The sequence below is a fragment of the Agrobacterium sp. CNPSo 2736 genome (assembly GCF_004005385.1).
Taxonomy (GTDB): domain Bacteria; phylum Pseudomonadota; class Alphaproteobacteria; order Rhizobiales; family Rhizobiaceae; genus Agrobacterium; species Agrobacterium leguminum.
Genome location: NZ_RZTX01000003.1, coordinates 92,317 through 118,753 on the forward strand (window position 1 = coordinate 92,317; position 26,437 = coordinate 118,753).

Below are 26,437 nucleotides of genomic sequence, written 5' to 3' on the forward strand. Positions count from 1 at the left end.
ACCCTATCCAACGATGGCGAAGGCGTCGCGCACCGAGCCGGACGAGGTGCGGATCGCCTTGCGGCCGATCCATTGCACATGTCCGTCGAGGATGCGCACCGCCTCTTCGGCGCGGCCGCCGCGTAGCGCATCGATGATCGCGCGGTGATCGGTATCGGTGCGGCGCTCCCAGCCGGCGCGCCAGGCGGAAAACAGGAAGCGGGCGCTCGCCGCATGCAACCCGTCGATCGCCTCCATCAAGCGCGGCATGTTGCAGGGCGCGGTGATGAGGCGGTGGAAGCGGCGGTTGGCCTCTTCCCAATGCTGCACATCGACGGCGCTGTCGCCCTCGAGCGTCGCCGCCTCCGCCTGGTCGAGAATGGCGGGCGTCATGTTGGGAACGGCGTGGCGCAGCGCCAGAACTTCAAGGGCGGCGCGCATTTCCGCCACTTCGCGCACATCGTCAAGGCCGAAATCCGCCACCCGGACACCCCGGCGCGGAATGCTGGCGGCAAGCCCCTGCGCTTCCAGCCGGCGGAATGCCTCGCGCACCGGCACATGCGACGCGCCGAATTCGGCAGCGATGTGATCCTGCCGCAACCTTTCGCCCGGCGACAGCTCACCGCGAACGATGCGGTCGGCGAGCGTGCGGCTGATGCGCGCGGCAATGGTGTCTTCGGGCGTACTTTTCACTGTCTTGGGCATAACATCCCATAACGCATATGGCGCGGCCGTGTGTAGCGGTTTTTGCGCGAAAAAGGGACGCCAAACCAAATATTCGAGGCGGCACAGTCGCTTACACGGGCCGACCGAGCTATGAGCCGGATGGGACCGACCTTTGCGGGTGAGCCGGTTGAGCTTGGCGCGGACATGGTCTAAAAGCCCGGCATCATTTTCTTCCAGCCAAATCCGATACAGGGAGCGCCCATGAGCGGCTTCGACCTCATTATTTTCGACTGTGACGGCGTTCTGGTCGATTCCGAAATCATCGCGGCGCAGGTGGAATCCCGCCTCCTGACCGAAGCCGGATATCCGATCTCCGTCGAGGAAATGGGCGAACGTTTCGCCGGCATGACCTGGAAGAACATTCTTCTGCAGGTGGAAAGCGAAGCCAGCATTCCGCTCTCCGCCTCGCTGCTCGACAAGTCGGAAAAGCTGCTCGACATGCGGCTGGAACGCGACGTGAAGATCATCGAGGGCGTCAAATTCGCGCTGTCGCGCCTGACCACGCCGCGTTGCATCTGCTCGAACTCATCGAGCCACCGCCTCGACATGATGCTGACGAAAGTCGGCCTGAAGCCCTATTTCGCGCCGCACATCTATTCCGCCAAGGACCTTGGAGCCGACCGCGTGAAGCCGAAGCCCGACATCTTCCTGCACGGCGCGGCACAGTTCGGCGTTTCCCCCGACCGCGTGGTCGTGGTCGAGGATTCGGTGCACGGCATCCATGGCGCAAGAGCCGCCGGCATGCGCGTCATCGGCTTCACCGGCGCATCCCACACCTATCCGAGCCACGCCGACCGGCTGACGGATGCGGGCGCCGAAACGGTGATCTCGCGCATGCAGGATCTGCCGGCCGTGATTGCGGCGATGGCGGAGTGGGAAGGCGCTTTTTAAGTTGTGAAGCGGCTTCTTTCGTGATCTGAGTGGTAGCATTGATATTTTAATAAATGTAGCTACATTAATTCATGAAAGTCATATGGGACGAGCACAAGAGGCTCGCCAATATCGAGAAGCACGGCTTCGATTTTGAAGATATCGATGGGTTTGATTGGGAGAACGCCATCATCGAGAAAAGCCTCACCGAACCGGGAAGTTCGCGTTTCAAAGCGATCGGATATTTCCGGGACGGAACTATGGCCGTTGTTTTTGCGACTGTCGGGACAGAAGCAATATCCATCATCAGCTTCCGACGGGCGAGTTCCAGGGAAAGAAGGAGGTTGCCATGGCCAAAGTTGCAAAACTAAAAGAATTCAAACCCGGACGCGGCTATACCGAAGCGGACTGGGACGCCGTCGACTTCCCGGAAATGACGGATCAGGAACTGGCAAATGCACGCCCCGCCAGAGACGTTTTGCCTCCTGCTTTCTTCGAAGCAATTGATGAATACAGAAAGACGCGTGGCCGCCCGCCGGTGGATAAGCCGAAGAAACAGGTGACGTTACGCCTCGATGAAGACGTGGTGGAGCGTTTTCGCGAAGGTGGCAAAGGATGGCAGAGCCGCATCAACGAGGCCTTGCGAAAGGCAGCAGGCATTTAAATTCGTTGCCATTCAAAAAGAAACCGGAGCCCGCAAAAGCAGCCCCGGCTTTTACATCCAGCCCGTCAAATCACCGGCGCTTGGTCTTGGCCTTTGCGCCCTGCTCGGCGAAGCCGATGAAGACGCTGACCGACTTCGGTGCGCCGCCCGGTCCGTTGGGGATGGCGACGTGGTCATTGTTGAAGATGAACTGCGTGCCGGCTCCGCCTGCCGGAACATCGATGGCGAAGGCGGTGGTTTCGCCGTAGATTTCGCCGTCGCCGTCCTTCACCGTCACGCGGATCGGCACGGTCACGCGGCCGGGCTTGGCCATCGGGCCGGGAACGAGGCGGCCCTGGGCCAGCACGTTGACGGTGAGCGTCGATTCATTGGCGGTGCACGAACGCGTCGTATCGGACAGCGAGACCTGATAGGCGAGTTTCTGCGGATCGTCCTTGGCGCCGCCGGCATAGACGCGATGAACGGCGTTGGCATCGAGAACCGTCACGGCCGGGCAATTGGCCTGAACCACGGCAGCCGTCGGTGCGGCCTGCGCCGCCGGCGGGTTGACGGCAAGCGAGTCCGACGGGTTGGAGGAATTGCATCCTGCAACAACGACGAGAAGCGACATCGCGGCGGACAAACGCAAGAAATTCCCTGACACTCTTCTAATTCCCTCTCCATTGTCCCGGAACAGAACCGGAGACGCTGTTTATTGACCTTTCACCCAGGTTGGCGATGGTCTATAGCAGCGACGCCGGAAAAAATCGATTGGCATGTTCGGTTTTGCTTGAATTTTCAGAAAAGCCCTTCATTAGCTCGCCAATCGCCTCATTCCGGTGAGACGCTGCGGACAAAGACGCCGATCGCATCGGTAACGGATAAGGGACTATCTCGTGGAATATGTATCGACCAGGGGTGCGGCCCCTTCGCTTGGTTTTTGCGACGCGCTTCTGGCGGGCCTTGGCCGTGACGGCGGGCTTTACGTTCCGCGCAAATGGCCTTCCATGTCGAAGAAGGAAATCCGTAACCTGCGCGGCAAGTCCTATCAGGATGTCGCCTTCGAGGTTCTCTACCGTTTCACCGGCGGCGAAATTCCGGCAGACAAGTTCAGGGCGATGATCGACGACGCCTATGCGACCTTCCGGCATCCGGCCGTCGTTCCGTTGACGCAGACCGGCCCGAACACTTTCGTGCTGGAGCTTTTCCACGGCACCACGCTCGCCTTCAAGGATGTGGCGATGCAGCTTCTCGCCCGGCTGATGGACTATACGCTTTCCGAACGCGGCGAACGCGCCACCATTGTCGGCGCAACCTCGGGCGATACCGGCGGCGCGGCCATCGACGCCTTTGCCGGGCGCGAGCGCACCGACATCTTCATCCTTTTCCCGAACGGCAAGGTCTCGCCGGTGCAGCAGCGCCAGATGACGACCTCGACCGCTTCCAACGTGCATGCGCTGGCGATCAACGGCAATTTCGACGATTGCCAGACGCTGGTCAAAGAGATGTTCAACGACGTGAAGTTCCGCGACGGCGTGAAGCTTTCCGGCGTCAACTCCATCAACTGGGCGCGCATCATGGCGCAGGTGGTCTATTATTTCACCGCGTCGCTTTCGCTCGGCGGCCCCGACCGGAAGATTTCCTTCACCGTTCCGACCGGCAATTTCGGCGATATCTTCGCCGGTTACGTCGCCAAGAAAATGGGCCTGCCGATCGACAAGCTCGTCATCGCCACCAATGACAACGACATTCTGGCGCGCACGCTGAAGACCGGCCGTTATGAGATGCGCGGCGTCAAGCCGACCACCTCGCCCTCCATGGACATCCAGATCTCGTCCAATTTCGAGCGGCTGTTGTTCGAAGCCTATGGCCGTGATTCCGCTGCGGTAAAGGCGTCCATGGACGGCCTCAAGCAGTCGGGATCCTTTGAAATTCCGCCGCACGCGCTGAAATTCATCAAGAAGGATTTCCGCGCCGGCCGCGCCACCGAAAAGCAGGTGGCGGCAACGATCCGCGACACGCTTGAGAAAACCGGTTACCTGATCGACCCGCATACGGCGACCGGTGTTTTCGTGGCGGAAAAGCACGAAAAGGCGTCAAGCCCGATGGTCGTTCTGTCTACCGCCCACCCGGCTAAATTCCCGGCCGCTGTAAAATCCGCTTGCGCAATCGAGCCTGCGCTTCCAGTATGGTTAGCTGACATTATGAACCGGGAGGAGCGTTTCGACATTCTGGATGCGGAGCTCAAAGCCGTGGAAACTTTCATCGGCAAACACGCACGCGCCGGCAAATAGAGACGCGGAAAGACGTTGAGTATGAGAGTAAATGTGACCCGGCTTTCGTCCGGGTTGACCGTTGTGACGGAAAAAATGCCGCATCTCGAAAGCGTCGCTCTTGGGGTGTGGATCAAATCCGGTTCCCGCAACGAGACGACTGCCGAACACGGCATCGCCCATCTTCTCGAACATATGGCTTTCAAGGGCACGGCGCGCCGCACCGCCCGGCAGATCGCCGAAGAAATCGAAAATGTCGGCGGCGAAGTCAACGCCGCGACATCGACGGAAACGACCTCCTACTACGCCCGCGTCCTGAAAGACCACGTCCCCCTCGCCGTCGATATCCTTGCCGACATCCTGACGGAATCGCTGTTCGACGAAGACGAGCTGGAGCGGGAGAAAAACGTCATCCTGCAGGAAATCGGCGCGGCGACCGATACGCCCGACGACGTGATCTTCGACAATTTCTCCGGCGTCGCCTATCGCGACCAGACCATCGGCCGTCCGATCCTCGGCACGCCGGACACCGTTCAATCCTTCACCACCGGCCAGATCAGGCATTATCTCGCCCGCAACTACACGACGGACCGCATTTTCGTCGTGGCGGCAGGCGCTGTCGATCACGAGAGCTTCGTGAAGCAGGTGGAGGAACGTTTCGCCTCGCTGCCGCAATTGCCCGTCGCCACGCCGGTGCTCGAAAAGGCTATCTATACCGGCGGGGAAATCCGCGAGACCCGCGACCTGATGGATGCGCAGGTGCTCCTCGGCTTCGAGGGCAAGGCCTATCACGCCCGAGATTTCTATTGTTCGCAGATTCTCGCCAATATCCTGGGCGGCGGCATGTCCTCCCGCCTGTTCCAGGAAGTGCGCGAATATCGCGGCCTCTGCTATTCTGTCTATGCATTCCACTGGGGCTTTTCCGATACGGGCATCTTCGGCGTGCATGCGGCGACCGGCGGCAACGACCTGCCGGAACTGGTGCCCGTCATTCTGGAGGAACTTCGCAAGTCCTCGCAGACCATCCATCAGGAAGAAATCGACCGCGCCCGGGCGCAAATCCGCGCGCAATTGCTGATGGGACAGGAAAGCCCGGCCGCCCGCGCCGGTCAGATGGCCCGGCAGATGATGCTTTACGGCCGGCCCATCCCCAATGAGGAGATGATGGAGAGGCTGGGCGACATCACCCGCGCGCGCCTGACCGATCTTGCGGGACGGCTGTTTTTCGATACAGTTCCGACATTGTCCGCAATTGGCCCGCTCGAACATCTGCCGCCTCTTTCCGACATCACTGCAGCGCTTTCCGCGCAGCAGCCCGCAAGGATAAAGGCGAACGGATAAACCGATATGAGAGCGGGATTTAAAGGCGAAGACCGCTCATCTTTTTCGCCATCCCGCTCGCGGATGGCGATGTCTGCCGCACAGGGATCGTGAATGCTGCGTTTTCTTTCCCGACATAGCGACACGCCCGAACTGCGCAGCGCCAATCACCTTCTCAGACTGCCGCGCTACGGCGATTTCAAGCAATGGCATGTGCTGCGCTCCGAAAGCCGACAGTTTCTCCAGCCCTGGGAGCCGACCTGGCGGCCGGACGAGCTGACGGAAGGCGCCTTCCGCATGCGCGTGGTGCGCAACGGGCAGGAATTTTCCTCCGGCACCGCCGTTTCCTTCCTGCTATTCGAGAAAGAGACGCTGCTGGTCGGTGGTATCACCATCGGTTACATCCGTCGGGGTGCGGCGCAAAGCTGCATGATCGGATACTGGATCGGCGAGCGGCACGCCGCCCAAGGCCATATGTCTGCCGCATTAAAATTGGTAATACCATACATCTTTAACGGACTTCAGTTGCACCGTATCGAGGCAGCCTGTATTCCGGAAAACTTCAAAAGCATCCGGCTTCTCGAAAATGCCGGTTTCCAGCGGGAAGGCCTCTTGCGGGAATATCTGAAAATCAATGGCCAATGGCGGGATCATATGATGTTTTCCCTTCTTGCCGACAAGCAAAGCTCCGGCGGAACGAAGTACGATACATGACCTACATTCACCATGAGCCATGCCTCACGAAACGTCTGGCGGCAATCGCGCTGGCCGTGCCGTTTTTCCTGCTGTTTCTGCTTTTCTCCTCCTATTCCTATGCCTTCGAGCCGGTGAAGATTTCCCGTGACGACACGGCGCTCGACCTGACGGCGACCACCGATATCTATGCCAACCAGGGCGAGGCCTTTCAGGTCTCGACCGCGCCCGGCCCCGATGGCATTCGCCGCCGCATCGAGGTACGCGCCAGCTCCACCGACCATCAGGGCGACTGGGCGGTTTTCGCACTCGCCAACGTCTCCGAAGAGCAGCTGGAGCGCGTGATCGTCGCCCCGCATTTCCGCCTCGTCAATTCCAAGCTGTTCTGGCCCGATCTCGGCTCGCAGCGCATCATGGCGATCACGCCGAGTGAGGGCTTTGCGCTTGACCGGCAGCCGAGCCCGGATGCCGACGTGTTCCGCATCACGCTCAATCCCGGCTCCGTCATCACCTTCGTCGCCGAGCTTTCCACGCCGCAGCTGCCGCAGCTTTATCTGTGGGAGCCGGAGGCCTACAAGGACACGATCAACGCGTTTACGCTCTATCGCGGCATCGTGCTTGGCATTGCCGGCCTGCTCGCCGTGCTTCTGACCATCCTGTTCGTGGTCAAGGGAACCTCCGTTCTGCCGGCCTCGGCCGCGCTCGCATGGGCGGTGCTCGCCTATATATGCGTGGATTTCGGCTTCCTCGAAAAGCTCATCACCGTCACCTCAAGCGATCAGCGAATATGGAGGGCGGGCGCGGAAGTCGCGCTCGCCTCCAGCTTCGTGGTCTTCCTGTTCACCTATCTCAATCTCAACCGATGGCATGCGCATCTGGGTTATGCGACCTTTGCCTGGGTGGTGGGTCTGGCGCTGCTGTTCGGCGTGGCGATCTACGATCCCTCGGTCGCCTCCGGCATCGCGCGCGTGTCCTTCGCCCTGACCGCAACCGCCGGCATCGCCCTCATCATCTATCTCGGTTTCAACAAATATGACCGGGCCATTTTGCTGGTTCCCTCCTGGGCGCTTATCCTCGTCTGGCTGTTCGGCAGCTGGCTGACGGTGACGGGGCAACTGGACAACGACATCGTGCAGCCGGCGCTCGGCGGCGGGCTGGTACTGATCGTGCTTCTGATCGGCTTCACCGTCATCCAGCACGCCTTTGCCGGCAGCGCCTATCAGCAGGGTCTGTTCTCCGACCTCGAGCGGCAATCGCTGGCCCTTACGGGCAGCGGCGATACCGTCTGGGACTGGGATGTGACGCGCGACCGCATCGTCACCACGCCCGATATTTCCAACCGGCTGGGGCTCGAACCCGGCACCATGCATGGCGCTGCGCGCAACTGGTTGCCGCGCCTGCATCCTGACGACCGCGACCGGTTCAAGGCGACGCTCGACGTGCTGCTTGACCATCGCAAGGGCCGCCTCAACCACGAATTCCGCATTCGCGCCGAAGACGGTCATTTCCACTGGCTGCAAATCCGCGCCCGCCCGGTTCTCGGCTCCAACGGCGAAATCATCCGCTGCGTCGGCACCATCACCGATATTACCGAGCAGAGGAACTCCGTGGAGCGACTGCTTCAGGATGCGATGAACGACAATCTGACCGGGCTTCCGAACCGGCAGGTCTTCCTTGATCGCCTGCAATCGATCCTCAATCTCTCGCCCGATAGCGAGGGCGTGCGTCCGACCGTGATGGCCATCGATATCGACCGTTACAAGCTGGTCAACGATACGCTCGGCATTGCTGCGGGCGACAATATCCTCATTGCGCTGACCCGTCGTCTGCGTCGTCTGTTGAAACCGCAGGATACGCTGGCGCGTCTTGGCGGCGATGAGTTCGGCCTGATCCTGACCTCGGAGCGCGATCCGCAGCGTGTGGCCGATTTCGCCGATGCGGTGAACAAGGCGATCATGGTGCCGATCAATTTCGCCAACCGCGAAATCATCCTCACCGCTTCCATCGGCCTCGTTTCGTGGATCGACCAGCAGGAAAGTGCTGCCGGGCTGCTCAGCGATGCGGAACTCGCCATGTATCGCGCCAAGCGCGCTGGCGGCAACCGCGTCGAGCCCTTCCGCCCCGCCTTCCGCACGTCGGGCACCGACCGGCTGCAGATGGAAAGCGACCTTCGCCGCGCCATCGAGCGCAAGGAGCTGTCGCTGGCCTACCAGCCGATCGTCAAGCTCGACGATGGCGAGCTGGCCGGTTTCGAAGCGCTGATGCGGTGGGAGCACCCCAAGCGCGGCAATATTCCGCCGAGCGAGTTCATTCCGATTGCGGAGGCCTCCGGCCTGATCGAGCCGCTCGGCATGTTCGCGCTGGAACGGGCTGCGACCGATCTGATGGACTGGCAACACGCCATCGAAAAGATGCCGATCTTCATTTCCGTCAATATTTCCAGCGCGCAATTGCTGAACAACGAATTGTACAACGACGTGCGCGGCATGCTGACCCGCACGCGCTGCAATCCGCAGCAGCTGAAACTGGAACTGACGGAATCCGTGGTCATGGAGAACCCGGAACAGGCGCGGCTTGTGCTTTCCAAGCTCAAGGAAACGGGCTTGAGCCTCGCCATGGACGATTTCGGCACCGGCTATTCGTCGCTCGCCTATCTCACCCGCTTCCCCTTCGACACCATCAAGCTCGACAAGGCGCTGGTGGCCAATACCAGCGACAAGCGCAACGTCCTGCTGCGCTCCGTCATCGCCATGGCGAGGGCGCTCGACATGCAGGTGGTAGCGGAAGGCATAGAAACGCCCGAGGATGCGGCCGAACTGGCGCGCATGAACTGCCATTTCGGCCAAAGCTTCCTGTTCGGCACCCCGGTTTCGGGCGATGCGGCGCTGAAGCTTCTGCGGGAACGGTTCCAGCCGACGAAGCGGGCTTCGTAAGGGATATCGGGACACATGGAAGCGAGGGGCAGCGATGCTCCTCTCCTCGAAGGTCAGACTGTTCCTCTTGACGAAAAACCCCGTTCCGTCATTCCGGCCTTGAGCCGGAATCCAGCCAACGGGCGTCTGCGCGGCGGAAAGACTTCTTTCAGCCCAAGGACTTGGGCTGACTGGATACCGGCTCAAGGCCGGTATGACGGGAGAAGAAAACCGCGCTTCTCCTGATCAGGACACTCCGCCTGCCGCACATTCACTGCACTACCGCATTTTGCTCGGCCATCGGCGACTGATCCGCCGCCACCTTGCCATGCAGCAGGTCATGAATGAATTCCATCTTCGCCACCACCGGCGGCGTCAGCACGAAGGGATAGAGGTCCGCCTCCCCCATGCTGCGCTGGATGGAATTGATGGCGACACTGAGCGGAATCCACGCCTTGACCAGCTGCACGGCGCTGCGGGCTTTGTAAGGATCAAACGTCACCTCGGCCGCCATTTCCTCATGCCCATCAGGATCGATTGCGACGCCGAAGGCCCGCGCCGTCTCCAGCGTATCGACGATATGCAGATAATGGGCGAAACACTCGGCGAAATCCTCCCAGGGGTGGACGGACGCATAGGAACTGATGAAGCTTTCCTGCCAGTCGGGACGCGGTCCATCTTCGTAATTGCTTTGCAGAGCCGCGCCATAATCCTCGCTGTCGTCGCCGAAGACGGCGCGACAGGCCTGCAGGCGGTTCTCATCCCGCACCAGCTTGTTCCAGATGAAGTGCCCCACCTCGTGGCGGAAATGGCCGAGCATGGTGCGGTACGGCTCGTTCATATTGGCGCGGACCTGTTCGCGGGTGACATCGTCGGCTTCCGCGGCGCGGATGGCGATCAGGCCCTCATCGTGACCGGTCATAGCGGGAATGACGGAACCGTCAGGCGCCACCTCGTCCACCAGAAAGTCGAAGACGAGGCCGCCAGCCGGATCGGCATCGCGATTGGGGTGCGGCAGGCCGAGCCGCAGGATCGAATAAAACAGATGCCGCTGCGCCTGGCTGATGCGACGCCATTGGGCGATGCCCTCATCCGTCGCAATATCCGGCACCAGGCGGTTGTGGCTGCAGGCCGGGCAGAAGGCGCTGTCGCTTTGCGCCGGCACTGACCAGTTGCAAATATCGTTCACTTCATTGGCGCAAAACCGCACCTGTTTTTGCGGGTCCGCGACAATCTGCCAGTTCGGCTCACCCGCAGGCGCCAGCGCCTCCATGGAAAGCCGCTCCGGCACGAAGGCCAGACGATGACCGCAGGAAACGCAGAAACGATTGTCGAAATGGACCGGCTGGCCGCAGGATGCGCAGGAAAAAAGCTTCATCGATGAAACCCTTGCGATGGATCGGGGGGGTGGAGCAAATCTAGGACATCAACATGAACGGCGTAACAAGCAGGACATTCCGGCCCTCAGACGACAAGAGCGCATGTGCTGTTACACATGCGCTCCCAGGCGCCGCATCGTCAGAAAGGCGCGAGACCGTCAGGCGAGATTACATGCGGTCGACGGCGCCCTTGACGGCGTCTTTCGCCTTGCCAACGCTGGTCTGTACCTTGCCCTTGGCTTCCTGGGCAGCACCCTTGGCGCGCAATTCATTATTGCCCGTCGCTTCGCCGACGTTCTTCTTCACTTTGCCAGCAACTTCATTGGCTTTACCGGCGATCTTGTCAGATGTGCTACCCATAATACTACTCCCTCGTTGAGCCGTACTGTCTGTCCGGCTTTCCGGGTGAGTAACGTCAGGGGTCAGGATTTGGTTCCAGCCAAAACGGGCGGGAATATGCAGGGCTCAGGCGTGCCCGGCATCCGTGGAGAGCATGCGCGCATCGACGCCCATGAGCGCCAGCGCCCGCTCGTATTTATTGTCCAGCCCGCGGTCGAAAATCAGCTCTTCCGCAGCGGGGCAATTCAGCCAGCCATTATTGGCGATCTCGTTTTCCAGCTGGCCCGGACCCCAGCCGGCATAGCCGAGCATCATGGTGGCCCTTTGCGGGCCGCGGCCGTTGGAGATCGCGCGAACGATATCGAGCGTTGCCGTCAGCGAAATGTCATCGCTGACCGGAATGCTGGATTCGCTTAGATAATCATCCGAATGCAGCACGAAACCCCGGCCGGATTCCACCGGGCCGCCGCACTGGATCGGAAATTCGCGGGTGCGGTTGGGCAGCATGATGGCGTCGTTGCTGTCCACCAGTTTCAGGTGCAGCAGAATATCGGTGAAGGTGATCTGCTGCGGCCGGTTGATGATGAAGCCCATGGCGCCGGCATCCGAATGGGCGCAGATATAGATCACCGAACGGGCAAAATTGCCGTCGTCCAGCCCCGGCATCGCGATGAGGAACTGACCATCGAGAAAGCCACGTTCGCGTTTGTCCATCAGGGTTGAAAAGCTCACCGGCGCCTCCAGCAGACCGCATTCCGTCGTTTTAACGGAAACGGCGTTCGCACTTCGACAAAGGACAGGATGCGGCATCGCGCCCGATCAATCAACCGAAAATGATGAACCGCACGAATTCGTAACTGGTCCGCCGGGCGATGTTGGGTTAGACGGAAAGCATGAGCGCCAGAATATTCTTTCGATTTTCACATTTCCGTTTTGCAGCGGCATTTGCCGCCCTACTTGGCGGTGCTGAAGCCGCCCAGGCCGAGATTACCGACTGGGCGAGAAGCGAAGGCGGCCAGATGCGCGTGGCGAGCCTTGCCATGGATGCCGACGGCGTGGTGCGCGGCGTGCTGCAGATCGAACCGAAGGACGGCTGGATCACCTATTGGCGCGAACCGGGCGAAGCAGGGATACCGCCGCAGATCACGCCCGATCCGGCAAGCGGAGCGGCGCTCACCACCATGGCCTATCCGGTTCCGAAGCTGATCGAAAACGGCGACATCACCGATATCGGCTATGACCACGCTGTCAGCCTTCCGTTTCAGCTGAAAGCCGCCGACCCGGCGGCAGGCGGGAAGATCGATCTCACCGCCTTTATCGGCGTGTGCCAGAATATCTGCATTCCCTTCGAGGCGAAGTTTTCAATCGAGCGCGGCAATGCGGGCGATGACGACCGCGAGGAACGGCGATTGCTGGAGGAGGCGCGCGAAACGCTGCCCGAGGCGGCATCCGACGATTTCAAGGTGATCGATTTCCACATCACACCCGACAAGACCATGCTCGGCGTGCAATTGCAGCTTCCGGAAAACGCGCCGAAGGAGACCGAAATCTTCATCGCCGGTCCCTCGGGCTTTGCCTATTACGAGCCGCAGAACCTGGTGCGCGACAAGCGCAAGCTCTCCTTCTACATGAACATCAAGGGCCTGCCGAAAACCTATCAGGTGCAGGGCAATAGCTGGCCTATCCTGGTCAAATCCGGCGACCGTGCCATGGAAACGATGCTGAATTTCCCGAAACCCTGAGCAGCGTTTCTGCGCTGGAAATTAGCGCGAAAACCGCATGGCAGATTTCATTTCCGTGCTCCGCATCCTGTCAGCTTCACTCTGAATCTGACAGGATGCGGACGCCTTGTTTTCGTTTGTCTTCCCGGGAAAACCGGGTTCCACTTTTCCCTGCCAAACTCTATAGTCGCGCGAACCGAACGGCTACAGGAGCACGGACATGACCATCAAGATCGGCGAAAAACTGCCTTCCGCAACTTTCAAGGAAAAGACGGCCGACGGCCCGGTGGAAACCACCACGGACGCGCTTTTCGGCGGCAAGAAGGTGGTTCTCTTCGCTGTTCCCGGCGCTTTCACCCCCACCTGCTCACTGAACCATCTGCCGGGTTATCTCGAAAACCGCGACACCATTCTTTCCAAGGGCGTGGATGACATCGCCGTCGTCGCCGTCAATGACTGGCACGTGATGGGCGCATGGGCGCAATCCTCCGGCGGTCAGGGCAAAATCCACTTCCTCGCCGACTGGGACGCCGCTTTCACCAAGGCGCTCGGCCTCGACGCCGATCTTTCCGCCGGCGGCCTCGGCGTGCGCTCCAAGCGTTATTCGATGCTGGTGGAAGACGGTGTGGTGAAGTTGCTCAACGTGGAAGAAAACCCCGGCCAGGCGACGGTCTCTGCCGCTGCGGCGATGATCGAGCAGCTTTGACATTAAGAAGAAGGCCTCTTGGCCCTAGATAAGACGTCATCCTCCGCCCTGTGCCGAGGATCTAATCACGTCCAATTCAATCGAGACGTTGCAGATGCTCGGGACAAGCCCGAGCATGACGGAAGAGAGCGACGAGAAGCCGCTCTCTCAAACATTCATATCGAACACCAGAAGCCCGGCGAGACCGCCATCGGTGAGCGACACGAGACGTTCCCCCACTTCCATGTGCTTGGGATGGGCGAGATAGTCGTCGCGGGCTTCCGGGCTTTCCAGCGTCACGATGAAACCATCGACAAAACCGCCATTCAGCCCTTCGGGTGAGACATTCTGGCCGTATTTCACATCGATGATGCCGGGTATCGCATCCTTCAGGGCGGCAATCGCCTCGAATATTGCGTGCTTTTCAGAAGAGGCCGTTGCAGCCTTGAAGCGTAGAAATACACAATGCAGGATCATCCGGATTTCTCTCCTCAGTTGGGCGCTACCGGAGCGCCCCTTGACGACAAGATAGGTCGGGTTTCGGTTTTCACAACCCCCGATAACGGGGCCGCCAGCGCGGATTTGCCCGGCCCGAAATAGAGCAGGCTTCCATTACCGCCGTTTGAAGGGCTCCATGCCCTTTCGCGCCAACTCGTCGGCGCGCTCGTTTTCCGGGTGGCCGGCATGGCCCTTGACCCAGTGCAGGGTAACCTTATGGCGTTGCTGCGCCGCTTCCAGCGCCTGCCATAGTTCAACATTCTTGACCGGCTTGTTATCGGCGGTTTTCCAGCCCTTCTTTTTCCAGCCGAAAATCCACTTGGTGATGCCGTCCTTCACATAGGCGCTGTCGGTATAAAGATCGACCTCGCAGGGGCTTTTCAGCGCATTGAGCGCCGAGATCGCCGCCATCAACTCCATGCGGTTATTGGTGGTCTCGGCCTCGCCGCCCAAGAGTTCCTTCTCCACCTCGCCGTAACGCAGCACGGCGCCCCAGCCGCCGGGACCGGGATTGCCGGAGCAGGCGCCATCGGTGAAAATATCGACATGTTTCATTCGCCCGCCAGCCCATATTCGGCGACAGTGGCGATGGAACGGTGGAACCGCAGCTTGCGCAGATATTCCAGCGGGTCCTTCTTGACCACCAGCGCGCCTTCCGGCGTCGTCAGCCAGTCATAAAGGCGGGTGAGGAAGAAACGCAGCGCCGAACCGCGCGCCAGAAGCGGCAGTGCCTCCAGCTCCGCTTCGCTCAGCGGGCGCACCGACTGGTACCCTTCCAGCAGCGCCTTGCCCTTGGTGACGTTGTAAGCGCCATCCTTTTCGAAGCACCAGGCATTGAGGCAGATCGACACGTCATAAGCGAGCAGGTCGTTGCAGGCGAAATAAAAATCGATCAGGCCGGATAGTTCGTCGCCGAGGAAGAACACATTGTCCTGGAACAGATCCGCATGGATGACGCCGGCCGGCAGATCCTTCGGCCAATGGGCGGCGAGATAATCGATCTCGGGGCGAATCTCGTCTTTCAGGCCCTTCTCCACCTCGTCGGCGCGGTCTTCGGACTTGTCCCAAAGCACCTTCCAGCCTTCGACGGAGAGCGCGTTCGGCCGCTTGATCTCGAACCCCTCGCCGGCCAGATGCATGGCGGCCAGCGCCCTGCCGACTTCGCGGCAATGTTTCGCTTCCGGCTTTCTCAGCCACATGCCTTCGAGAAAGGAGATGAGCGCCGCCGGCCGGCCGGACAGCTCTCCCAGCAACTCGCCATCCTTGCGCGGCAGCGGCAGGGGGCAGGACAGGCCCTTGGCGGCCAGATGCTGCATGAGGCCGAGGAAAAAGGGCAGATCGGATTTCTCCACGCGCTTTTCATAAAGCGTGAGAATCAGCGGGTCCTTGGTGGTATGCAGCAGGAAATTGGAGTTTTCGACGCCTTCGGCAATGCCCTTATAGGAGGTGAGGCTGCCGACGTCATATTGCGTGAGGAAATTCCTCAGATCATCTTCGGTGATGTCCGTATAAACTGCCAATTTCAAATCTCTTGATGAAGGATGGAGTGGAAATCTCGTGTGGAGATGACGCAGGTGGGACGGAAACCGCCCGCATTCAGCGCCATCCCGCTTTCAGATACCGGCGGCGGTTTTCGGCGGCAGCGCATCATTGGCATTGCCGTTCACGAAAGCCATGTCGTCCGTCGTCAGCTCGATGCTGCGCAGCTCGCGATTGACGAGGAAATGTTCCGTTTCCTCGACTGTCACGGCGAGATCGAGCGTCGTATCGAAACGCGCCTTGAAGGCCTCGATGATCTCATCGACGATGACCTCCGGCGCGGATGCGCCGGCCGAAAGGCCGACGGTGCGGATATCGCCGATTTCATTCCAGTCGATTTCCGAGGCCCGCTGTACCAGCACGGAGCGCTGTGCACCGGCCCGCAGCGCCACTTCCACCAACCGCTTGGAATTGGAGGAATTGGGCGCGCCGACGACGATGAAGAGGTCGCAGCCGGGGGCCGCCTGCTTCACCGCATCCTGACGGTTGGTGGTTGCGTAACAGATGCTGTCGGCGGCGGGCGCCTGAATGGCCGGGAAACGTTCCTGCAGCCTGGCGATGACGCCGGCCGTGTCATCGACCGAAAGTGTCGTCTGGGTGACGAAACCGAGATTTTCCCGGTCCGCCGGTTCATAACGGCCAGCATCTTCCACCGTCTCAATGAGCGAGACCGTTCCTTCCGGAAGCTGGCCCATGGTGCCGATGACCTCGGGGTGGCCGGCATGGCCGATCAGCACCACATGGCGGCCAAGGCGCTGGTGGCGCATGGCCTGCTTGTGGACCTTGGAGACCAGCGGGCAGGTGGCGTCGAGATAAAACAGATTGCGCGCCTGCGCATCCTCCGGCACGGATTTCGGCACGCCGTGGGCCGAGAAAACCACCGGCTGCTCGCGGTGCTCGGCCGGAATTTCATGCAGTTCCTCGACAAAAACCGCGCCCTTGGCTTCCAGCCCTTCCACCACATAACGGTTATGCACGATTTCGTGACGGACATAGACGGGTGCGCCATAGGCCTTCAGCGCCAGCACGACGATCTGGATCGCCCGGTCCACGCCCGCGCAAAAGCCGCGCGGTCCGCACAGCCTTATCGTCAAAGGGGGTTTGGAAACGGCGATGTTCATTCCAGCTCCTTGGCCTGCTGCTTGGGCCGTGCTTCATGGCCTTGCCCGACAAGCTGCCTTACCGGACGGGCTGCGCTTTATTCACCCTGCGCCTTACCGTTCCGGAAATAGGCAAAACCGGCGACGATGACAAGGGCCGCCGCCAACCCATACCACGTTATCGCATATTGCAGGTGATTGTTGGGCAAATCTATCAGCGTCACGCCACCCTGCGGCCAACCGCCCGGGTTAGGCGTGTTGTCAGCATCCACGAAGAGGTGGACCAGCCGGTCGGGCGGGATATCGGCGCTGGAGGCCATGGCCGCCAGATCCTTCCAGTAGAAGATGTTCTTGGCGATATCGTTATCGGGCAGCAGCGAGGACGGTTTGGCAACCAGCGGCGCGCGCGAAAGCCCGGTGATCGTTACCGCACCGGCAACCTGCCCGTCGGGCCGTTTGGCCGGTTCCTTCATCTCGAAGGGCACGAAGCCACGATTGACGAAGAGAATGCGGCCATCGGCGAGCGTCAGCGGCGTATAGATGTAATAGCCGGTTTGCCCCTGATGAGTGGCGAAGAAATGCCGCTCGCGGGCATGATCGAAAGTGCCGGAAAGACTGACCGTGCGGTATTCTATATCGCCGCCGCTTTTCGCGATCGCCTCTATGTCGGAGAGCGGCGCCGGGCTCGCGCTCCGCCGCTCCTCGATATCGGCAATCAGCGCCTCTTTCCAGTAGAGACGCTTCACCTGCCAGGTGCCGAGCCCGAGAAGAATGGCAAGCGCCAGCAGCACCAGCGGCGCGGCGAACCAGACCCGCCTTTCCGCCGCCTTCATGTGGGAAACGTCATTCACGATCAAGCCTGCCTTCGCTTGCATTGTTGCGGTATTGCAGCGCAATCATGATCCCTTTCAGCTTGCGCAGCAGCACGAGGGAGACAATCACCGTAAACGGCAACCACAGCATGACATGCACCCAGACCGGCGGCGCAAAACGCTGATCGAACCAGAGCGCCAGCCCGACGACCAGAAAACCGACGATCAGCATGACGAAAACCGCCGGGCCATCGCCCGCATCGGCAAAACCATAATCCAGTCCGCAGGCGCTGCAGGCGGGTTTTATGGTCAGAAAGCCGTCGAACAGCCGTCCGTTGCCGCAGCGCGGGCAGCAGCCTTTCAAGCCCACCTTGATGGGATCGACCGGCGCGAAATTGCCGTTTGATGGTTCAGACATGACGACCTCCCGCGAAGTTGCCCAAAGCCCGAGGACGACAGCGAGCCTGTTGGAAGCGTGCTTCTAAACCAAGGCAGTCATCTGTCGCTCGGCTTTGCTGCTTGTTTCTTCTCCCCGCCGGGGAGAAGGTGGCCCGAAGGGTCGGATGAGGGGGCAACCTCTCAGTTTATCACTGACCTCGCCCCCTCATCCCGCTGCCGCGACCTTCTCCCCGGCGGGGAGAAGAAACACGTGGCACCCGCTCGCTCCACAGGATGCTTTGCTGCGGACCCAGTCCTCTATCCGACGCAATCAGCCGTGCAGCGGCGCACCCCAGCCACCCCAGATATAGATGGCGAAGAACAGGAACAGCCAGACGACGTCAACGAAGTGCCAGTACCAGGCAGCCGCTTCGAAACCGAAATGCTGCTGGGGCGTGAAACCGCCGCCAATGGCGCGGAACAGGCACACCAGCAGGAAGACCGTGCCGACGAAGACGTGGAAACCGTGGAAGCCGGTGGCCATGAAGAAGGTCGCGCCGTAGATCGAATTCTTGAAGTCGAACGGCGCGTGCATGTATTCGTAAACCTGCACGGTGGAGAACAGGACGCCGAGCGCGACGGTGAGCAACAGACCGGTGATCAGGCCCTTGCGGTCATTGTGCAGCAGGGCATGGTGCGCCCAGGTAACACAGGTGCCCGACAGAAGCAGGATGACGGTGTTGTAGAGCGGCAGGTGCCAGGGATCGATCACCTCGATGCCCTTGGGCGGCCATTGCCCGCCGGTATATTCGAGGCGCGACGCCTGAATGGCCTCGTGCGGGAAGAGGCTGGCATCGAAATAGGCCCAGAACCACGCCACGAAGAACATCACCTCCGAGGCGATGAACATGATCATGCCATAACGCAGGTGAAGCGAGACGACGCGGGTGTGGTTGCCCTCATGGGCTTCCTTGATCGTGTCGGACCACCATGCGTACATGGTGTAAAGCACGATGACGAGGCCGATATAGAACAGCCAGGGATTGGCCAGTTCCGCGCCGAACAGCTTGAAGGAGCCGCCCGACAGGTAACGCATGTAACAGACGCCGCCGAAGGTCAGGATGAAGGCGCCGATCGAGGCCAGAAGCGGCCAGGGGCTTGGATCGATGATGTGGTAGTCGTGGTTCTTTTGATGCGTATCTGCCATTGCGACAATCCCCGAATGTCTCTTCCCTGATCCGGCCTCAGATAAAAGGCCAGATCTCCTCTCACAATTTGCTTTCGCCAGATGAAGTCTTTACCGGCAAGGACGCAACCGGTTTTTCGGTTTTGGCCGGATAAAACGTATAGGACAGCGTTAAAGTATGAATGCTCTTGGTCTCGCGCGCCGTGGCGATGTCGGGATCGACGAAGAACACCACCGGCATCTCCAGCGTTTCACCCGGCTGCAGCGTCGTTTCGGTGAAGCAGAAGCACTCCACCTTGTTGAAATAGGCGCCCGCTTCCATCGGCGTGACGTTGAAGACCGCCGTACCCGTGGTCGCCACGGGTGAACGGTTCGTCGCCTTGAACGTCACCTGCACCGTTTCGCCGATCTTCGGCGTGACCTTTTTGTCGACCGGCTGGAAATCCCAGTTGAGGCCGTTCGACGTATTGGCGTCGAAGGTGACGTTGATGGTCTTGTCGAGGATGACGTCGGAATATTGCTCGACGCGCTGGGTGGTGCCGTTATAGCCGGTGACGCGGCAGAACAGCGTATAAAGCGGCACGGCGGCATAGGCCATGCCGATCATGGCGCAGAAAAACACGAGACAAAGCACGAGGATGGAGCGATTGCTCACCCGCTGCCTGCCGGTCCCTGCCGTCTGCGCTTCCATATTCGCCATCTCCTCCTCCTCTCCCCTCAATCAGCGCGTCAGTGCGAGCCGATCTTGATGATGGTGATGATGTAGAACAGCACCACCAGGCCGGCGAGCAGGACGCCGAGCGCGATGTTGCGCCCGCGTCTCGATTTTTTCTGCGCCGCGCTCAGTTCCACCGTTTCCATCACAGGACTCCCGACATGACGGCCTTCAGGGCCGGCGCGAAATGATCGGCCAGAAGGCCGGAGAAAATCGCAAAAAGGTAAAGCACCGAATAGGCGAACATCTTCTTGGCCGGCAGCATCTTCTCGTCGCCCTCAGGCATGCGCCGGACATCGAGCGAACAGTAGACGAAGATCGCGCTCAACACGGCTGCGAAAATGCCGTAGCCGGCGCTCGCAAGGCCGGTGAAATAAGGCGCGACGGCCGCAGCCGCGGTCAGCACCGCATAAACGATCATCTGGTTCTTGGTCGAGCGTTCGCCGACCACGTTCGGCATCATCGGAATGCCGACGGCGCCGTAATCGCGCATCTTGAACAGCGCCAGCGCCCAGAAATGCGCCGGTGTCCACAGGAAGATGATGAGGAACAGGATGATGCTGTCCAGCGAAACGCCGCCGGTGACGCAGGCCCAGCCGAGCATGGGCGGGAAAGCGCCGGCCGCACCGCCGATGACGATGTTCTGCGGCGTCGAGCGTTTCAGCCACATCGTATAGATGACGGCGTAAAAGAAGATGGTGAAGGCGAGCAGGCCGGCCGAGAACCAGTTGACCGCAAGGCCGAGAATGACCACCGAAAAGGCCGACAGCGTCAGCCCGAAGGCCAGCGCTTCGCGCGGCGCGATACGGCCGGACGGGATCGGCCGCCGGGCGGTGCGGCTCATCACGGCGTCGATATCGGCATCGTACCACATGTTGAGCGCACCGGACGCGCCGGCGCCGACCGCGATGCAGAGAATGGCGATGATGCCGAGCACCGGGTTGATTTCACCCGGCGCCAGCACGAGACCTGCAAAGGCCGTGAAGACGACGAGCGACATGACGCGCGGCTTCAGCAATTCGAAATAATCGCGCGCGCCGGCTTCCGAAAGTTCGGAGCCCTTCACGCCCAGCATGTCGCGATTGTCGATAATGCTCATTTCCTGTCCTGTTTCCTTCGAACGCCGCGTGAAGCGACGTCCCCTGCACCGGCCCGAAAACGAATGTGATTTCCGGCATGCGCGATGCGTCAATTCATGGGTCCCGAACGTCCTGGCATGAGCGGCGCCGGGCAAAACCGATGCCATTTTCCGGCTTTTCGCCGCACCCTGCCGCCATTCGTCTGCGCTTGCATTTCATAAAGGCCAGATTTGGCATTTATCACGTCCGGGGCATGTATCACGTCGGACGGCAGGCATCGCTTGGACAAAATGTCACGCGGCAGGAGAGACTGCCCGTTCGGGAAGCGGCACGGACCGAACCGCGCCGTCCCTCATTTTCAGCGCCGGGAATTCGCAGGCCCTGCCCGCGCCTTCCGGCCCGCGCATCAACGAATGCGCGGCAGCTGTTCCCACTGGTGGTAGGGCGGCGGCGAAGACAGCTGCCATTCGAGCGTCGTCGCACCTTCACCCCAGGGGTTGTTGCCGGCGATCCGCTTCTTTGCGAAGGCTTCCCAGACGCAGAAGAGGAAGATCAGCACGCCGACGGCCGAGATGTAGGAACCGTAGGAGGATACCATGTTCCAGCCGGCATAGGCATCGGGATAATCGATATAGCGGCGCGGCATGCCGGCAAGACCGAGGAAGTGCTGCGGGAAGAACACGAGGTTCACGCCCACGAACATGACCCAGAAATGCAGCTTGCCGAGGAACTCGCTGTACATGTAGCCGGTGATCTTCGGGAACCAGTAATACCAGCCGGCAAAGATCGCGAAGACAGCGCCGAGCGACAGAACGTAGTGGAAGTGCGCCACCACGTAATAGGTGTCGTGCAGCGAACGGTCGAGACCGGCATTGGCGAGCTGGACGCCGGTGACGCCGCCGACCGTGAACAGGAAGATGAAGCCGATCGCCCAGACCATCGGGGTCGAGAAGGTCAGCGAACCGCCCCACATCGTCGCGATCCACGAGAATATCTTGATACCCGTCGGCACCGCGATGACCATGGTGGCGAAGACGAAGTAACGCTGCGCTTCGAGCGACAGGCCGACCGTGTACATGTGGTGGGCCCAGACGATGAAGCCGACGGCGCCGATGGCGACCATGGCATAGGCCATGCCGAGGTAACCGAAGACCGGCTTCTTGGAGAAGGTGGACACGATGTGGCTGATGATGCCGAAACCGGGCAGGATCAGGATGTAGACTTCCGGATGGCCGAAGAACCAGAACAGGTGCTGGTAAAGGATCGGGTCACCGCCGCCTTCCGGCGAGAAGAATGCCGTGCCGAAGTTGCGGTCGGTCAGAAGCATGGTGATGCCACCTGCCAGAACCGGCAGCGAAAGCAGCAGCAGGAACGCGGTGACGAGGACCGACCAGGCGAAGAGCGGCATCTTGTGCAGCGTCATGCCCGGAGCGCGCATGTTGAGGATGGTGGTGATGAAGTTGATCGCACCGAGGATCGACGACGCGCCCGAAACGTGCAGCGCGAAGATCGCCAGATCCACCGCCGGCCCCGGCATGCCGCTGGTCGATAGAGGCGGATACATGGTCCAGCCGCCACCGACACCGTAGGCGCCCGCAGGGCCCTCGACGAAGAGCGAGAGAATGAGAAGGATGAAAGCCGGAACGATCAGCCAGAAGGAGATGTTGTTCAGGCGCGGGAAAGCCATGTCCGGAGCGCCGATCATGATCGGGATCATCCAGTTGGCGAAGCCGCCGATCAGCGCCGGCATGACCATGAAGAAGATCATGATCAGCGCGTGCGCGGTGGTGAACACGTTGAACATGTGCTTGCCGCCATCGATGGCGGCGTCACCCTCGAAGCCGTAGACCATGGACGCCAGACCGTGGAAGATCTGGATGCCCGGCTCCTGAAGCTCCATGCGCATGACGACGGAAAGCCCGCCGCCGACGATGCCGGCGATGATCGCGAAGATCAGGTAGAGCGTGCCGATGTCCTTGTGGTTGGTCGACAGGAACCAGCGGGCGAAGAAGCCCGGCGTATGGGAATGATGCGCATCATGCGAGTGATCGTCATGTGCGGAATGACCATGCGAGTGATGATCGTCGTGTGCGGAAGGTCCAGCCATTGTCCTCACTCCAAAGTCAGTTGGTTTCGTTGGCGGCAACGTCGACGGTGCGCGGAGCGCCATCGACAGAGGCCATCAGCGCCCGGTTCGCGCCGCTCAGGTCAGAGGCGGCGGCGGTGAGCCAGGTGTTGTACTGCTGTTCGGAAACCACCCGAATGGCGATCGGCATAAAGGCATGGTCCTTGCCGCAAAGCTCGGAACACTGACCGTAATAAAGGCCCTCTTTTTCCGCCTTGAACCAGGTTTCGTTCAGGCGGCCGGGAACGGCGTCGATCTTGACGCCGAAAGCCGGCATGGCGAAGGAATGGATCACATCCGTCGGCGCGGCGGTGACGAGCAGGCGAACGGTCTTGCCGACCGGAACCACCATTTCATTGTCTACCGCCAGAAGACGCGGATAACGGGCCCTGTCTTCCTTGCCCGCGGAGGCACGATCCTGGTCCTTCAGCATGTAGCTGTCGAAGGAGAGCGGCTCGGCGCCTTCGGCGGCCGTATATTCATAGCTCCACAGCCATTGCGTGGCGGTCGCCTTCAGCGTCACGTCGGGGTTTTCCGGCTGCGTGAGCTGCGCGTTCAAGAGATTGAACGACGGGAAAGCAAGGAACAGGAGAATGAGAACCGGCGCCAGCGTCCAGACCACCTCGATCGCCGTGTTATGGCTGGTCTTGGAAGCCACCGGATTTTTCGCGGCGCGGAATTTCAGGGCGACGATGATGAGCAGCGCAAGAACGAAAAGCGTGACCGGAACAATGAACCAAAGCGTATAATGTTCGAACCAGCGTATTTCGTGCATGATCGGCGTGGCGGCCTCCTGCATGCCCATTTGCCAATGCACCGGCTGATCGGCGTGGGCGCCGACAGCCGTGAGCAGACAGGTCATCCCCGCCAGTGCTGCGTAAATCCTATTCGTCACGGTACCCTCTCCCTCACGCGTCTGATCTAGATCAATCACAGACGCAGAATCCATGCTTATGGTACTAACTTCAAACCACAGTTTGTCCTCTGCCGCAATATGCGTCGGGACACGGATGCGCCCCAATTTTGCCATTGGTCAATCCACGGCGACTTTCTCTCACCCCACGCCTCACCGGACCGGCCGAACACGGTTTCAAACAGCCCAAATGCGACAAAGCCCCTTCTCACAGCCGGTTTTGCCGCCAGTTTCATCGCCGGATAATGAATGTCGCGCCGGGCAAATCAGACGCCCATACCGGAAGACAGGTCCTATTTCCGCCCAACTCCGCTGGAATTGAAGGCCTGAGGCTTTTTTTTCCGGATTATGGCGTCAAAATAGCCGCACTGATTCGAATCCCAGAGGTATCCATGCGTCTTTCCCCGCTCGCGCGCACTTTTCTTGCCGCCGCCGGTCTTGCCATCATCGCTCCCGCCGCTGCGGCTCTGGCGCAACAGCAGCCGCCCGGCACGCCGAAGTCGACGCACGGAGCATGGTCTGTCATCTGCGACAAGCCGGCGGGCGCTTCCGAAGAACAATGCGCGCTGATGCAGAACGTGATCGCCGATGACCGCCCGGAAGTTGGGCTTTCGGTGGTGGTGCTGAAGACGGCCGACCGCAAGTCGCGCATCCTGCGCATCCTCGCGCCGCTCGGCGTGCTTTTGAAGGATGGCATGGAGCTTTATATCGACAATAATAATATCGGCCGCGCCTATTTCACCCGCTGCTTCTCCGAAGGCTGCTATGTGGAAGTGGATATCGACGACGAGCTGCTGAAGGTTCTGCGCGCCGGCAAGAATGCGGTTTTCGCGCTGCGCGAAGCCGTGGATCAGGATCGCGTCGGCATTCCGATCGAACTTTCCGGCTTTGCCGAGGGCTACGACGCGCTTCCTTAAAGCCTGCCATTGCCAGACAGCCTTGCGTCCGTCGGCTCCAGTGCCTAAATCGGTCATTGAACGATAATGACTGGAGCCTCCCATGACCGACGATCTTGTAAAACTCTTCGATTGCGACGAAACGCAATTGCGCAAGCTCGTCGGCGAGGCGCTCGCCGGCGCTGACGATGGCGAGCTTTTCATCGAACATGCCCAGGCCGAATCGCTGACTTTCGATAATGGCCGGCTGAAGGGCGGTTCCTTCAACACCGACCAGGGTTTCGGCCTGCGCGCCGTCGCCGGCGAAACTGTGGGCTACGCCCATGCGGGCGAGCTGTCGCAGGGCGCGCTGAAACGTGCTTCCGATGCAGTGGGCGCGGTGACCAAGGGTTATTCCGGCTCTTATGCCGCCGCGCCGCAGCGCACCAACAAGAAGCTCTATGGCGACGAGAACCCGATCGGCAGCCCGAGCTTCGAGGAAAAGGTGAAGCTTCTCACCGATATCGACGCCTATCTGCGCGACAAGGACGACAAGGTCCGGCAGGTGACGGCGACCATTTCCGCAAGCTGGCAGGTGGTGGACATCCTGCGGGCCGACGGCCATCGCGTCAGCGATATCCGGCCGATGACCCGCATCAATGTGTCCGTCGTGGCGGGCGAAGGCGACCGGCAGGAAAGCGGCTCCTACGGCATTGGCGGCCGCGTCGGCTTCAGCGATTTCATCACCACGGAAAACTGGCAGCGCGGTGCGGATGAAGCGCTGCGCCAGGCGCTCGTCAACCTCACCGCCATCGATGCGCCGGCCGGCACCATGGATGTGGTGCTCGGCTCCGGCTGGCCGGGCGTCATGCTGCACGAGGCGGTGGGCCACGGTCTGGAAGGCGATTTCAACCGCAAGAAAACCTCGGCCTTCGCCGGCCTGATGGGCGAAATGGTCGCCGCCCCCGGCGTGACCGTGGTGGATGACGGCACCATCGACAGCCGCCGCGGCTCGCTGACGATCGACGATGAAGGTACGCCTTCCGGCTATAACGTGCTGATCGAGAACGGCAGGCTGGTCGGTTACATGCAGGACCGGCAGAACGCCCGGCTGATGGGCGCTAAGCCCACCGGCAACGGTCGCCGGCAGGGCTACGCCTATGTGCCGATGCCGCGCATGACCAATACTTACATGCTATCAGGCGACAAGACGCCGGAAGAGATCATCGCTTCCGTGAAGAAGGGCATCTATGCCGTCTCCTTCGGCGGCGGCCAGGTGGATATCACCTCCGGCAAATTCGTGTTCGGCTGCACCGAGGCCTACCTCATCGAAAACGGCAGGATTGGCGCGCCGGTAAAGGGCGCGATGCTGATCGGCAACGGGCCGGATGCGATGAAGCGCGTCTCGATGATCGGCAACGATTCCAAGCTCGATACCGGCATCGGCAATTGCGGCAAGGCCGGACAATGGGTGCCGGTCGGCGTCGGCCAGCCGCATCTGCGCATGGACCAGATCACCGTCGGCGGCACGAAGGCGTAGGCGGTGGTTTTCGGGTGATTGCATTCAGTTGAGCCGATAACGGACAAAACGACGTGGCACCCTATACCCGGTCCGTCATTCCGGCCTTGAGCCGGTATCCAGTCGACGCGCGTCGGCGCGGCGGGACGACTCTTTTC

The 26,437-nt window shown here is 60.6% G+C and carries 28 protein-coding genes; 11 read left to right on the forward strand and 17 right to left on the reverse strand.

Annotated features, from left to right (window positions below; translation table 11 throughout):
• Positions 1-3 precede the first annotated feature (3 nt).
• Entirely contained in the window at positions 4-684 is a 681-nt protein-coding gene (locus tag EM858_RS06790) for a GntR family transcriptional regulator (protein WP_127756243.1), read from the reverse strand.
• Between the two features lie 222 nt (positions 685-906).
• Between EM858_RS06790 and EM858_RS06795 the strand changes: the two genes are divergently transcribed.
• The 3 genes from EM858_RS06795 (at position 907) to EM858_RS06805 (ending at position 2,239) form a co-directional block, all read left to right on the forward strand.
• The gene (locus EM858_RS06795; protein WP_003520496.1) at positions 907-1,596 is read left to right on the forward strand and encodes an HAD family hydrolase; all 690 of its coding nucleotides are present in this window, start codon (positions 907-909) and stop codon (positions 1,594-1,596) included.
• A 71-nt stretch (positions 1,597-1,667) separates the two neighbouring features.
• The gene (locus EM858_RS06800) at positions 1,668-1,946 is read left to right on the forward strand and encodes a BrnT family toxin (protein ID WP_127756244.1); all 279 of its coding nucleotides are present in this window, start codon (positions 1,668-1,670) and stop codon (positions 1,944-1,946) included.
• Positions 1,925-2,239, forward strand: coding sequence for a BrnA antitoxin family protein (locus EM858_RS06805; RefSeq protein WP_059754107.1), 315 nt, complete (start codon positions 1,925-1,927; stop codon positions 2,237-2,239). The genes EM858_RS06800 and EM858_RS06805 overlap by 22 nt, the downstream gene beginning before the upstream one ends.
• Before the next feature lie 70 nt (positions 2,240-2,309).
• On the opposite strand, the gene EM858_RS06810 is transcribed toward EM858_RS06805, so the two are convergent.
• Positions 2,310-2,849 (reverse strand): PilZ domain-containing protein, encoded by a 540-nt coding sequence (locus EM858_RS06810; protein WP_162936788.1) that lies wholly within the window; start codon positions 2,847-2,849, stop codon positions 2,310-2,312.
• A gap of 265 nt (positions 2,850-3,114) precedes the next feature.
• Here EM858_RS06810 and thrC point away from each other — a divergent pair, with 265 nt between their 5' ends.
• The 4 genes from thrC to EM858_RS06830 all read left to right on the forward strand — a co-directional run bounded on the left by thrC (position 3,115) and on the right by EM858_RS06830 (position 9,437).
• A complete protein-coding gene (gene thrC, locus EM858_RS06815) occupies positions 3,115-4,512 on the forward strand; it encodes a threonine synthase (RefSeq protein WP_127756245.1) in 1,398 nt (465 codons plus the stop codon).
• Between the two features lie 21 nt (positions 4,513-4,533).
• Positions 4,534-5,832 (forward strand): pitrilysin family protein, encoded by a 1,299-nt coding sequence (locus EM858_RS06820; RefSeq protein ID WP_080817483.1) that lies wholly within the window; start codon positions 4,534-4,536, stop codon positions 5,830-5,832.
• A 93-nt stretch (positions 5,833-5,925) separates the two neighbouring features.
• Positions 5,926-6,525, forward strand: a complete 600-nt coding sequence (locus EM858_RS06825) for a GNAT family protein (protein WP_003509108.1) — start codon at positions 5,926-5,928, stop codon at positions 6,523-6,525.
• Positions 6,522-9,437: a sensor domain-containing phosphodiesterase gene (locus EM858_RS06830; RefSeq protein ID WP_127756246.1), complete on the forward strand. Its 2,916-nt coding sequence runs from the start codon at positions 6,522-6,524 to the stop codon at positions 9,435-9,437. The genes EM858_RS06825 and EM858_RS06830 overlap by 4 nt, the downstream gene beginning before the upstream one ends.
• Before the next feature lie 250 nt (positions 9,438-9,687).
• On the opposite strand, the gene EM858_RS06835 is transcribed toward EM858_RS06830, so the two are convergent.
• From EM858_RS06835 to EM858_RS06845, 3 genes are all read right to left on the reverse strand, one after another.
• Positions 9,688-10,794, reverse strand: a complete 1,107-nt coding sequence (locus EM858_RS06835; RefSeq protein ID WP_127756247.1) for a putative zinc-binding metallopeptidase — start codon at positions 10,792-10,794, stop codon at positions 9,688-9,690.
• 169 nt (positions 10,795-10,963) lie between these two features.
• On the reverse strand, positions 10,964-11,155 hold the full coding sequence (locus tag EM858_RS06840; RefSeq protein WP_003521119.1) for a CsbD family protein: 192 nt from the start codon (positions 11,153-11,155) through the stop codon (positions 10,964-10,966).
• 105 nt (positions 11,156-11,260) lie between these two features.
• Complete coding sequence (locus tag EM858_RS06845; RefSeq protein ID WP_003521117.1) at positions 11,261-11,866, reverse strand: YqgE/AlgH family protein; 606 nt, start codon at positions 11,864-11,866, stop codon at positions 11,261-11,263.
• A 161-nt stretch (positions 11,867-12,027) separates the two neighbouring features.
• Here EM858_RS06845 and EM858_RS06850 point away from each other — a divergent pair, with 161 nt between their 5' ends.
• Positions 12,028-12,876 (forward strand): protein-disulfide reductase DsbD domain-containing protein, encoded by an 849-nt coding sequence (locus tag EM858_RS06850; RefSeq protein ID WP_080817486.1) that lies wholly within the window; start codon positions 12,028-12,030, stop codon positions 12,874-12,876.
• Between the two features lie 199 nt (positions 12,877-13,075).
• Complete coding sequence (locus EM858_RS06855; RefSeq protein WP_127756248.1) at positions 13,076-13,561, forward strand: peroxiredoxin; 486 nt, start codon at positions 13,076-13,078, stop codon at positions 13,559-13,561.
• 147 nt (positions 13,562-13,708) lie between these two features.
• On the opposite strand, the gene EM858_RS06860 is transcribed toward EM858_RS06855, so the two are convergent.
• From EM858_RS06860 to coxB, 12 genes are all read right to left on the reverse strand, one after another.
• Entirely contained in the window at positions 13,709-14,017 is a 309-nt protein-coding gene (locus EM858_RS06860) for a Dabb family protein (protein ID WP_080852554.1), read from the reverse strand.
• Positions 14,018-14,152: 135 nt separating this feature from the next.
• Positions 14,153-14,593, reverse strand: a complete 441-nt coding sequence (gene rnhA, locus EM858_RS06865) for a ribonuclease HI (RefSeq protein WP_065654308.1) — start codon at positions 14,591-14,593, stop codon at positions 14,153-14,155.
• Positions 14,590-15,558 (reverse strand): homoserine kinase, encoded by a 969-nt coding sequence (locus tag EM858_RS06870; protein ID WP_127756249.1) that lies wholly within the window; start codon positions 15,556-15,558, stop codon positions 14,590-14,592. Before EM858_RS06870 ends, rnhA begins: the two co-directional genes overlap by 4 nt.
• A 93-nt stretch (positions 15,559-15,651) precedes the next feature.
• Entirely contained in the window at positions 15,652-16,698 is a 1,047-nt protein-coding gene (gene ispH, locus EM858_RS06875) for a 4-hydroxy-3-methylbut-2-enyl diphosphate reductase (protein WP_003521111.1), read from the reverse strand.
• Positions 16,699-16,775: 77 nt separating this feature from the next.
• Positions 16,776-17,510, reverse strand: a complete 735-nt coding sequence (locus tag EM858_RS06880; RefSeq protein WP_127756407.1) for an SURF1 family protein — start codon at positions 17,508-17,510, stop codon at positions 16,776-16,778.
• Between the two features lie 10 nt (positions 17,511-17,520).
• Positions 17,521-17,907 (reverse strand): DUF983 domain-containing protein, encoded by a 387-nt coding sequence (locus EM858_RS06885; RefSeq protein ID WP_003521108.1) that lies wholly within the window; start codon positions 17,905-17,907, stop codon positions 17,521-17,523.
• Positions 17,908-18,198: 291 nt separating this feature from the next.
• The gene (locus EM858_RS06890) at positions 18,199-19,074 is read right to left on the reverse strand and encodes a cytochrome c oxidase subunit 3 (protein ID WP_080817490.1); all 876 of its coding nucleotides are present in this window, start codon (positions 19,072-19,074) and stop codon (positions 18,199-18,201) included.
• Positions 19,075-19,135: 61 nt separating this feature from the next.
• Positions 19,136-19,753: a cytochrome c oxidase assembly protein gene (locus EM858_RS06895; RefSeq protein ID WP_003521106.1), complete on the reverse strand. Its 618-nt coding sequence runs from the start codon at positions 19,751-19,753 to the stop codon at positions 19,136-19,138.
• A gap of 29 nt (positions 19,754-19,782) precedes the next feature.
• Positions 19,783-19,914, reverse strand: coding sequence for a hypothetical protein (locus EM858_RS27610; RefSeq protein ID WP_003521105.1), 132 nt, complete (start codon positions 19,912-19,914; stop codon positions 19,783-19,785).
• Positions 19,914-20,867: a heme o synthase gene (gene cyoE, locus EM858_RS06905; protein WP_003521104.1), complete on the reverse strand. Its 954-nt coding sequence runs from the start codon at positions 20,865-20,867 to the stop codon at positions 19,914-19,916. The genes EM858_RS27610 and cyoE overlap by 1 nt, the downstream gene beginning before the upstream one ends.
• 386 nt (positions 20,868-21,253) lie before the next feature.
• Positions 21,254-22,954, reverse strand: coding sequence for a cytochrome c oxidase subunit I (gene ctaD / locus EM858_RS06910; RefSeq protein ID WP_003521103.1), 1,701 nt, complete (start codon positions 22,952-22,954; stop codon positions 21,254-21,256).
• A gap of 16 nt (positions 22,955-22,970) precedes the next feature.
• Entirely contained in the window at positions 22,971-23,867 is an 897-nt protein-coding gene (gene coxB, locus EM858_RS06915; RefSeq protein WP_127756250.1) for a cytochrome c oxidase subunit II, read from the reverse strand.
• Between the two features lie 410 nt (positions 23,868-24,277).
• Here coxB and EM858_RS06920 point away from each other — a divergent pair, with 410 nt between their 5' ends.
• Together EM858_RS06920 and tldD are read left to right on the forward strand one after the other, a co-directional pair.
• Positions 24,278-24,802 carry an invasion associated locus B family protein gene (locus tag EM858_RS06920; RefSeq protein WP_003521101.1) on the forward strand — a complete coding sequence of 175 codons (525 nt, stop codon included), beginning with the start codon at positions 24,278-24,280 and terminating at the stop codon, positions 24,800-24,802.
• A gap of 82 nt (positions 24,803-24,884) precedes the next feature.
• Positions 24,885-26,300, forward strand: coding sequence for a metalloprotease TldD (tldD, locus tag EM858_RS06925; RefSeq protein ID WP_127756251.1), 1,416 nt, complete (start codon positions 24,885-24,887; stop codon positions 26,298-26,300).
• Positions 26,301-26,437: the final 137 nt, after the last annotated feature.

Bases quoted from the DNA above. Each gene is read 5' to 3' on its own strand.
- rnhA (WP_065654308.1), bottom strand. From the start codon at position 14,593: ATGAAACATGTCGATATTTTCACCGATGGCGCCTGCTCCGGCAATCCC.
- EM858_RS27610 (WP_003521105.1), bottom strand. From the start codon at position 19,914: ATGGAAACGGTGGAACTGAGCGCGGCGCAGAAAAAATCGAGACGCGGG.
- EM858_RS06840 (WP_003521119.1), bottom strand. From the start codon at position 11,155: ATGGGTAGCACATCTGACAAGATCGCCGGTAAAGCCAATGAAGTTGCT.
- EM858_RS06850 (WP_080817486.1), top strand. From the start codon at position 12,028: ATGAGCGCCAGAATATTCTTTCGATTTTCACATTTCCGTTTTGCAGCG.
- EM858_RS06810 (WP_162936788.1), bottom strand. From the start codon at position 2,849: ATGTCGCTTCTCGTCGTTGTTGCAGGATGCAATTCCTCCAACCCGTCG.
- EM858_RS06890 (WP_080817490.1), bottom strand. From the start codon at position 19,074: ATGGCAGATACGCATCAAAAGAACCACGACTACCACATCATCGATCCA.
- EM858_RS06825 (WP_003509108.1), top strand. From the start codon at position 5,926: ATGCTGCGTTTTCTTTCCCGACATAGCGACACGCCCGAACTGCGCAGC.
- EM858_RS06860 (WP_080852554.1), bottom strand. From the start codon at position 14,017: ATGATCCTGCATTGTGTATTTCTACGCTTCAAGGCTGCAACGGCCTCT.
- EM858_RS06855 (WP_127756248.1), top strand. From the start codon at position 13,076: ATGACCATCAAGATCGGCGAAAAACTGCCTTCCGCAACTTTCAAGGAA.
- EM858_RS06820 (WP_080817483.1), top strand. From the start codon at position 4,534: ATGAGAGTAAATGTGACCCGGCTTTCGTCCGGGTTGACCGTTGTGACG.
- cyoE (WP_003521104.1), bottom strand. From the start codon at position 20,867: ATGAGCATTATCGACAATCGCGACATGCTGGGCGTGAAGGGCTCCGAA.
- EM858_RS06800 (WP_127756244.1), top strand. From the start codon at position 1,668: ATGAAAGTCATATGGGACGAGCACAAGAGGCTCGCCAATATCGAGAAG.
- EM858_RS06790 (WP_127756243.1), bottom strand. From the start codon at position 684: ATGCCCAAGACAGTGAAAAGTACGCCCGAAGACACCATTGCCGCGCGC.
- ctaD (WP_003521103.1), bottom strand. From the start codon at position 22,954: ATGGCTGGACCTTCCGCACACGACGATCATCACTCGCATGGTCATTCC.
- EM858_RS06920 (WP_003521101.1), top strand. From the start codon at position 24,278: ATGCGTCTTTCCCCGCTCGCGCGCACTTTTCTTGCCGCCGCCGGTCTT.
- EM858_RS06830 (WP_127756246.1), top strand. From the start codon at position 6,522: ATGACCTACATTCACCATGAGCCATGCCTCACGAAACGTCTGGCGGCA.
- EM858_RS06885 (WP_003521108.1), bottom strand. From the start codon at position 17,907: ATGTCTGAACCATCAAACGGCAATTTCGCGCCGGTCGATCCCATCAAG.
- EM858_RS06805 (WP_059754107.1), top strand. From the start codon at position 1,925: ATGGCCAAAGTTGCAAAACTAAAAGAATTCAAACCCGGACGCGGCTAT.
- ispH (WP_003521111.1), bottom strand. From the start codon at position 16,698: ATGAACATCGCCGTTTCCAAACCCCCTTTGACGATAAGGCTGTGCGGA.
- EM858_RS06795 (WP_003520496.1), top strand. From the start codon at position 907: ATGAGCGGCTTCGACCTCATTATTTTCGACTGTGACGGCGTTCTGGTC.
- tldD (WP_127756251.1), top strand. From the start codon at position 24,885: ATGACCGACGATCTTGTAAAACTCTTCGATTGCGACGAAACGCAATTG.
- EM858_RS06880 (WP_127756407.1), bottom strand. From the start codon at position 17,510: ATGAAGGCGGCGGAAAGGCGGGTCTGGTTCGCCGCGCCGCTGGTGCTG.
- EM858_RS06835 (WP_127756247.1), bottom strand. From the start codon at position 10,794: ATGAAGCTTTTTTCCTGCGCATCCTGCGGCCAGCCGGTCCATTTCGAC.
- EM858_RS06895 (WP_003521106.1), bottom strand. From the start codon at position 19,753: ATGGCGAATATGGAAGCGCAGACGGCAGGGACCGGCAGGCAGCGGGTG.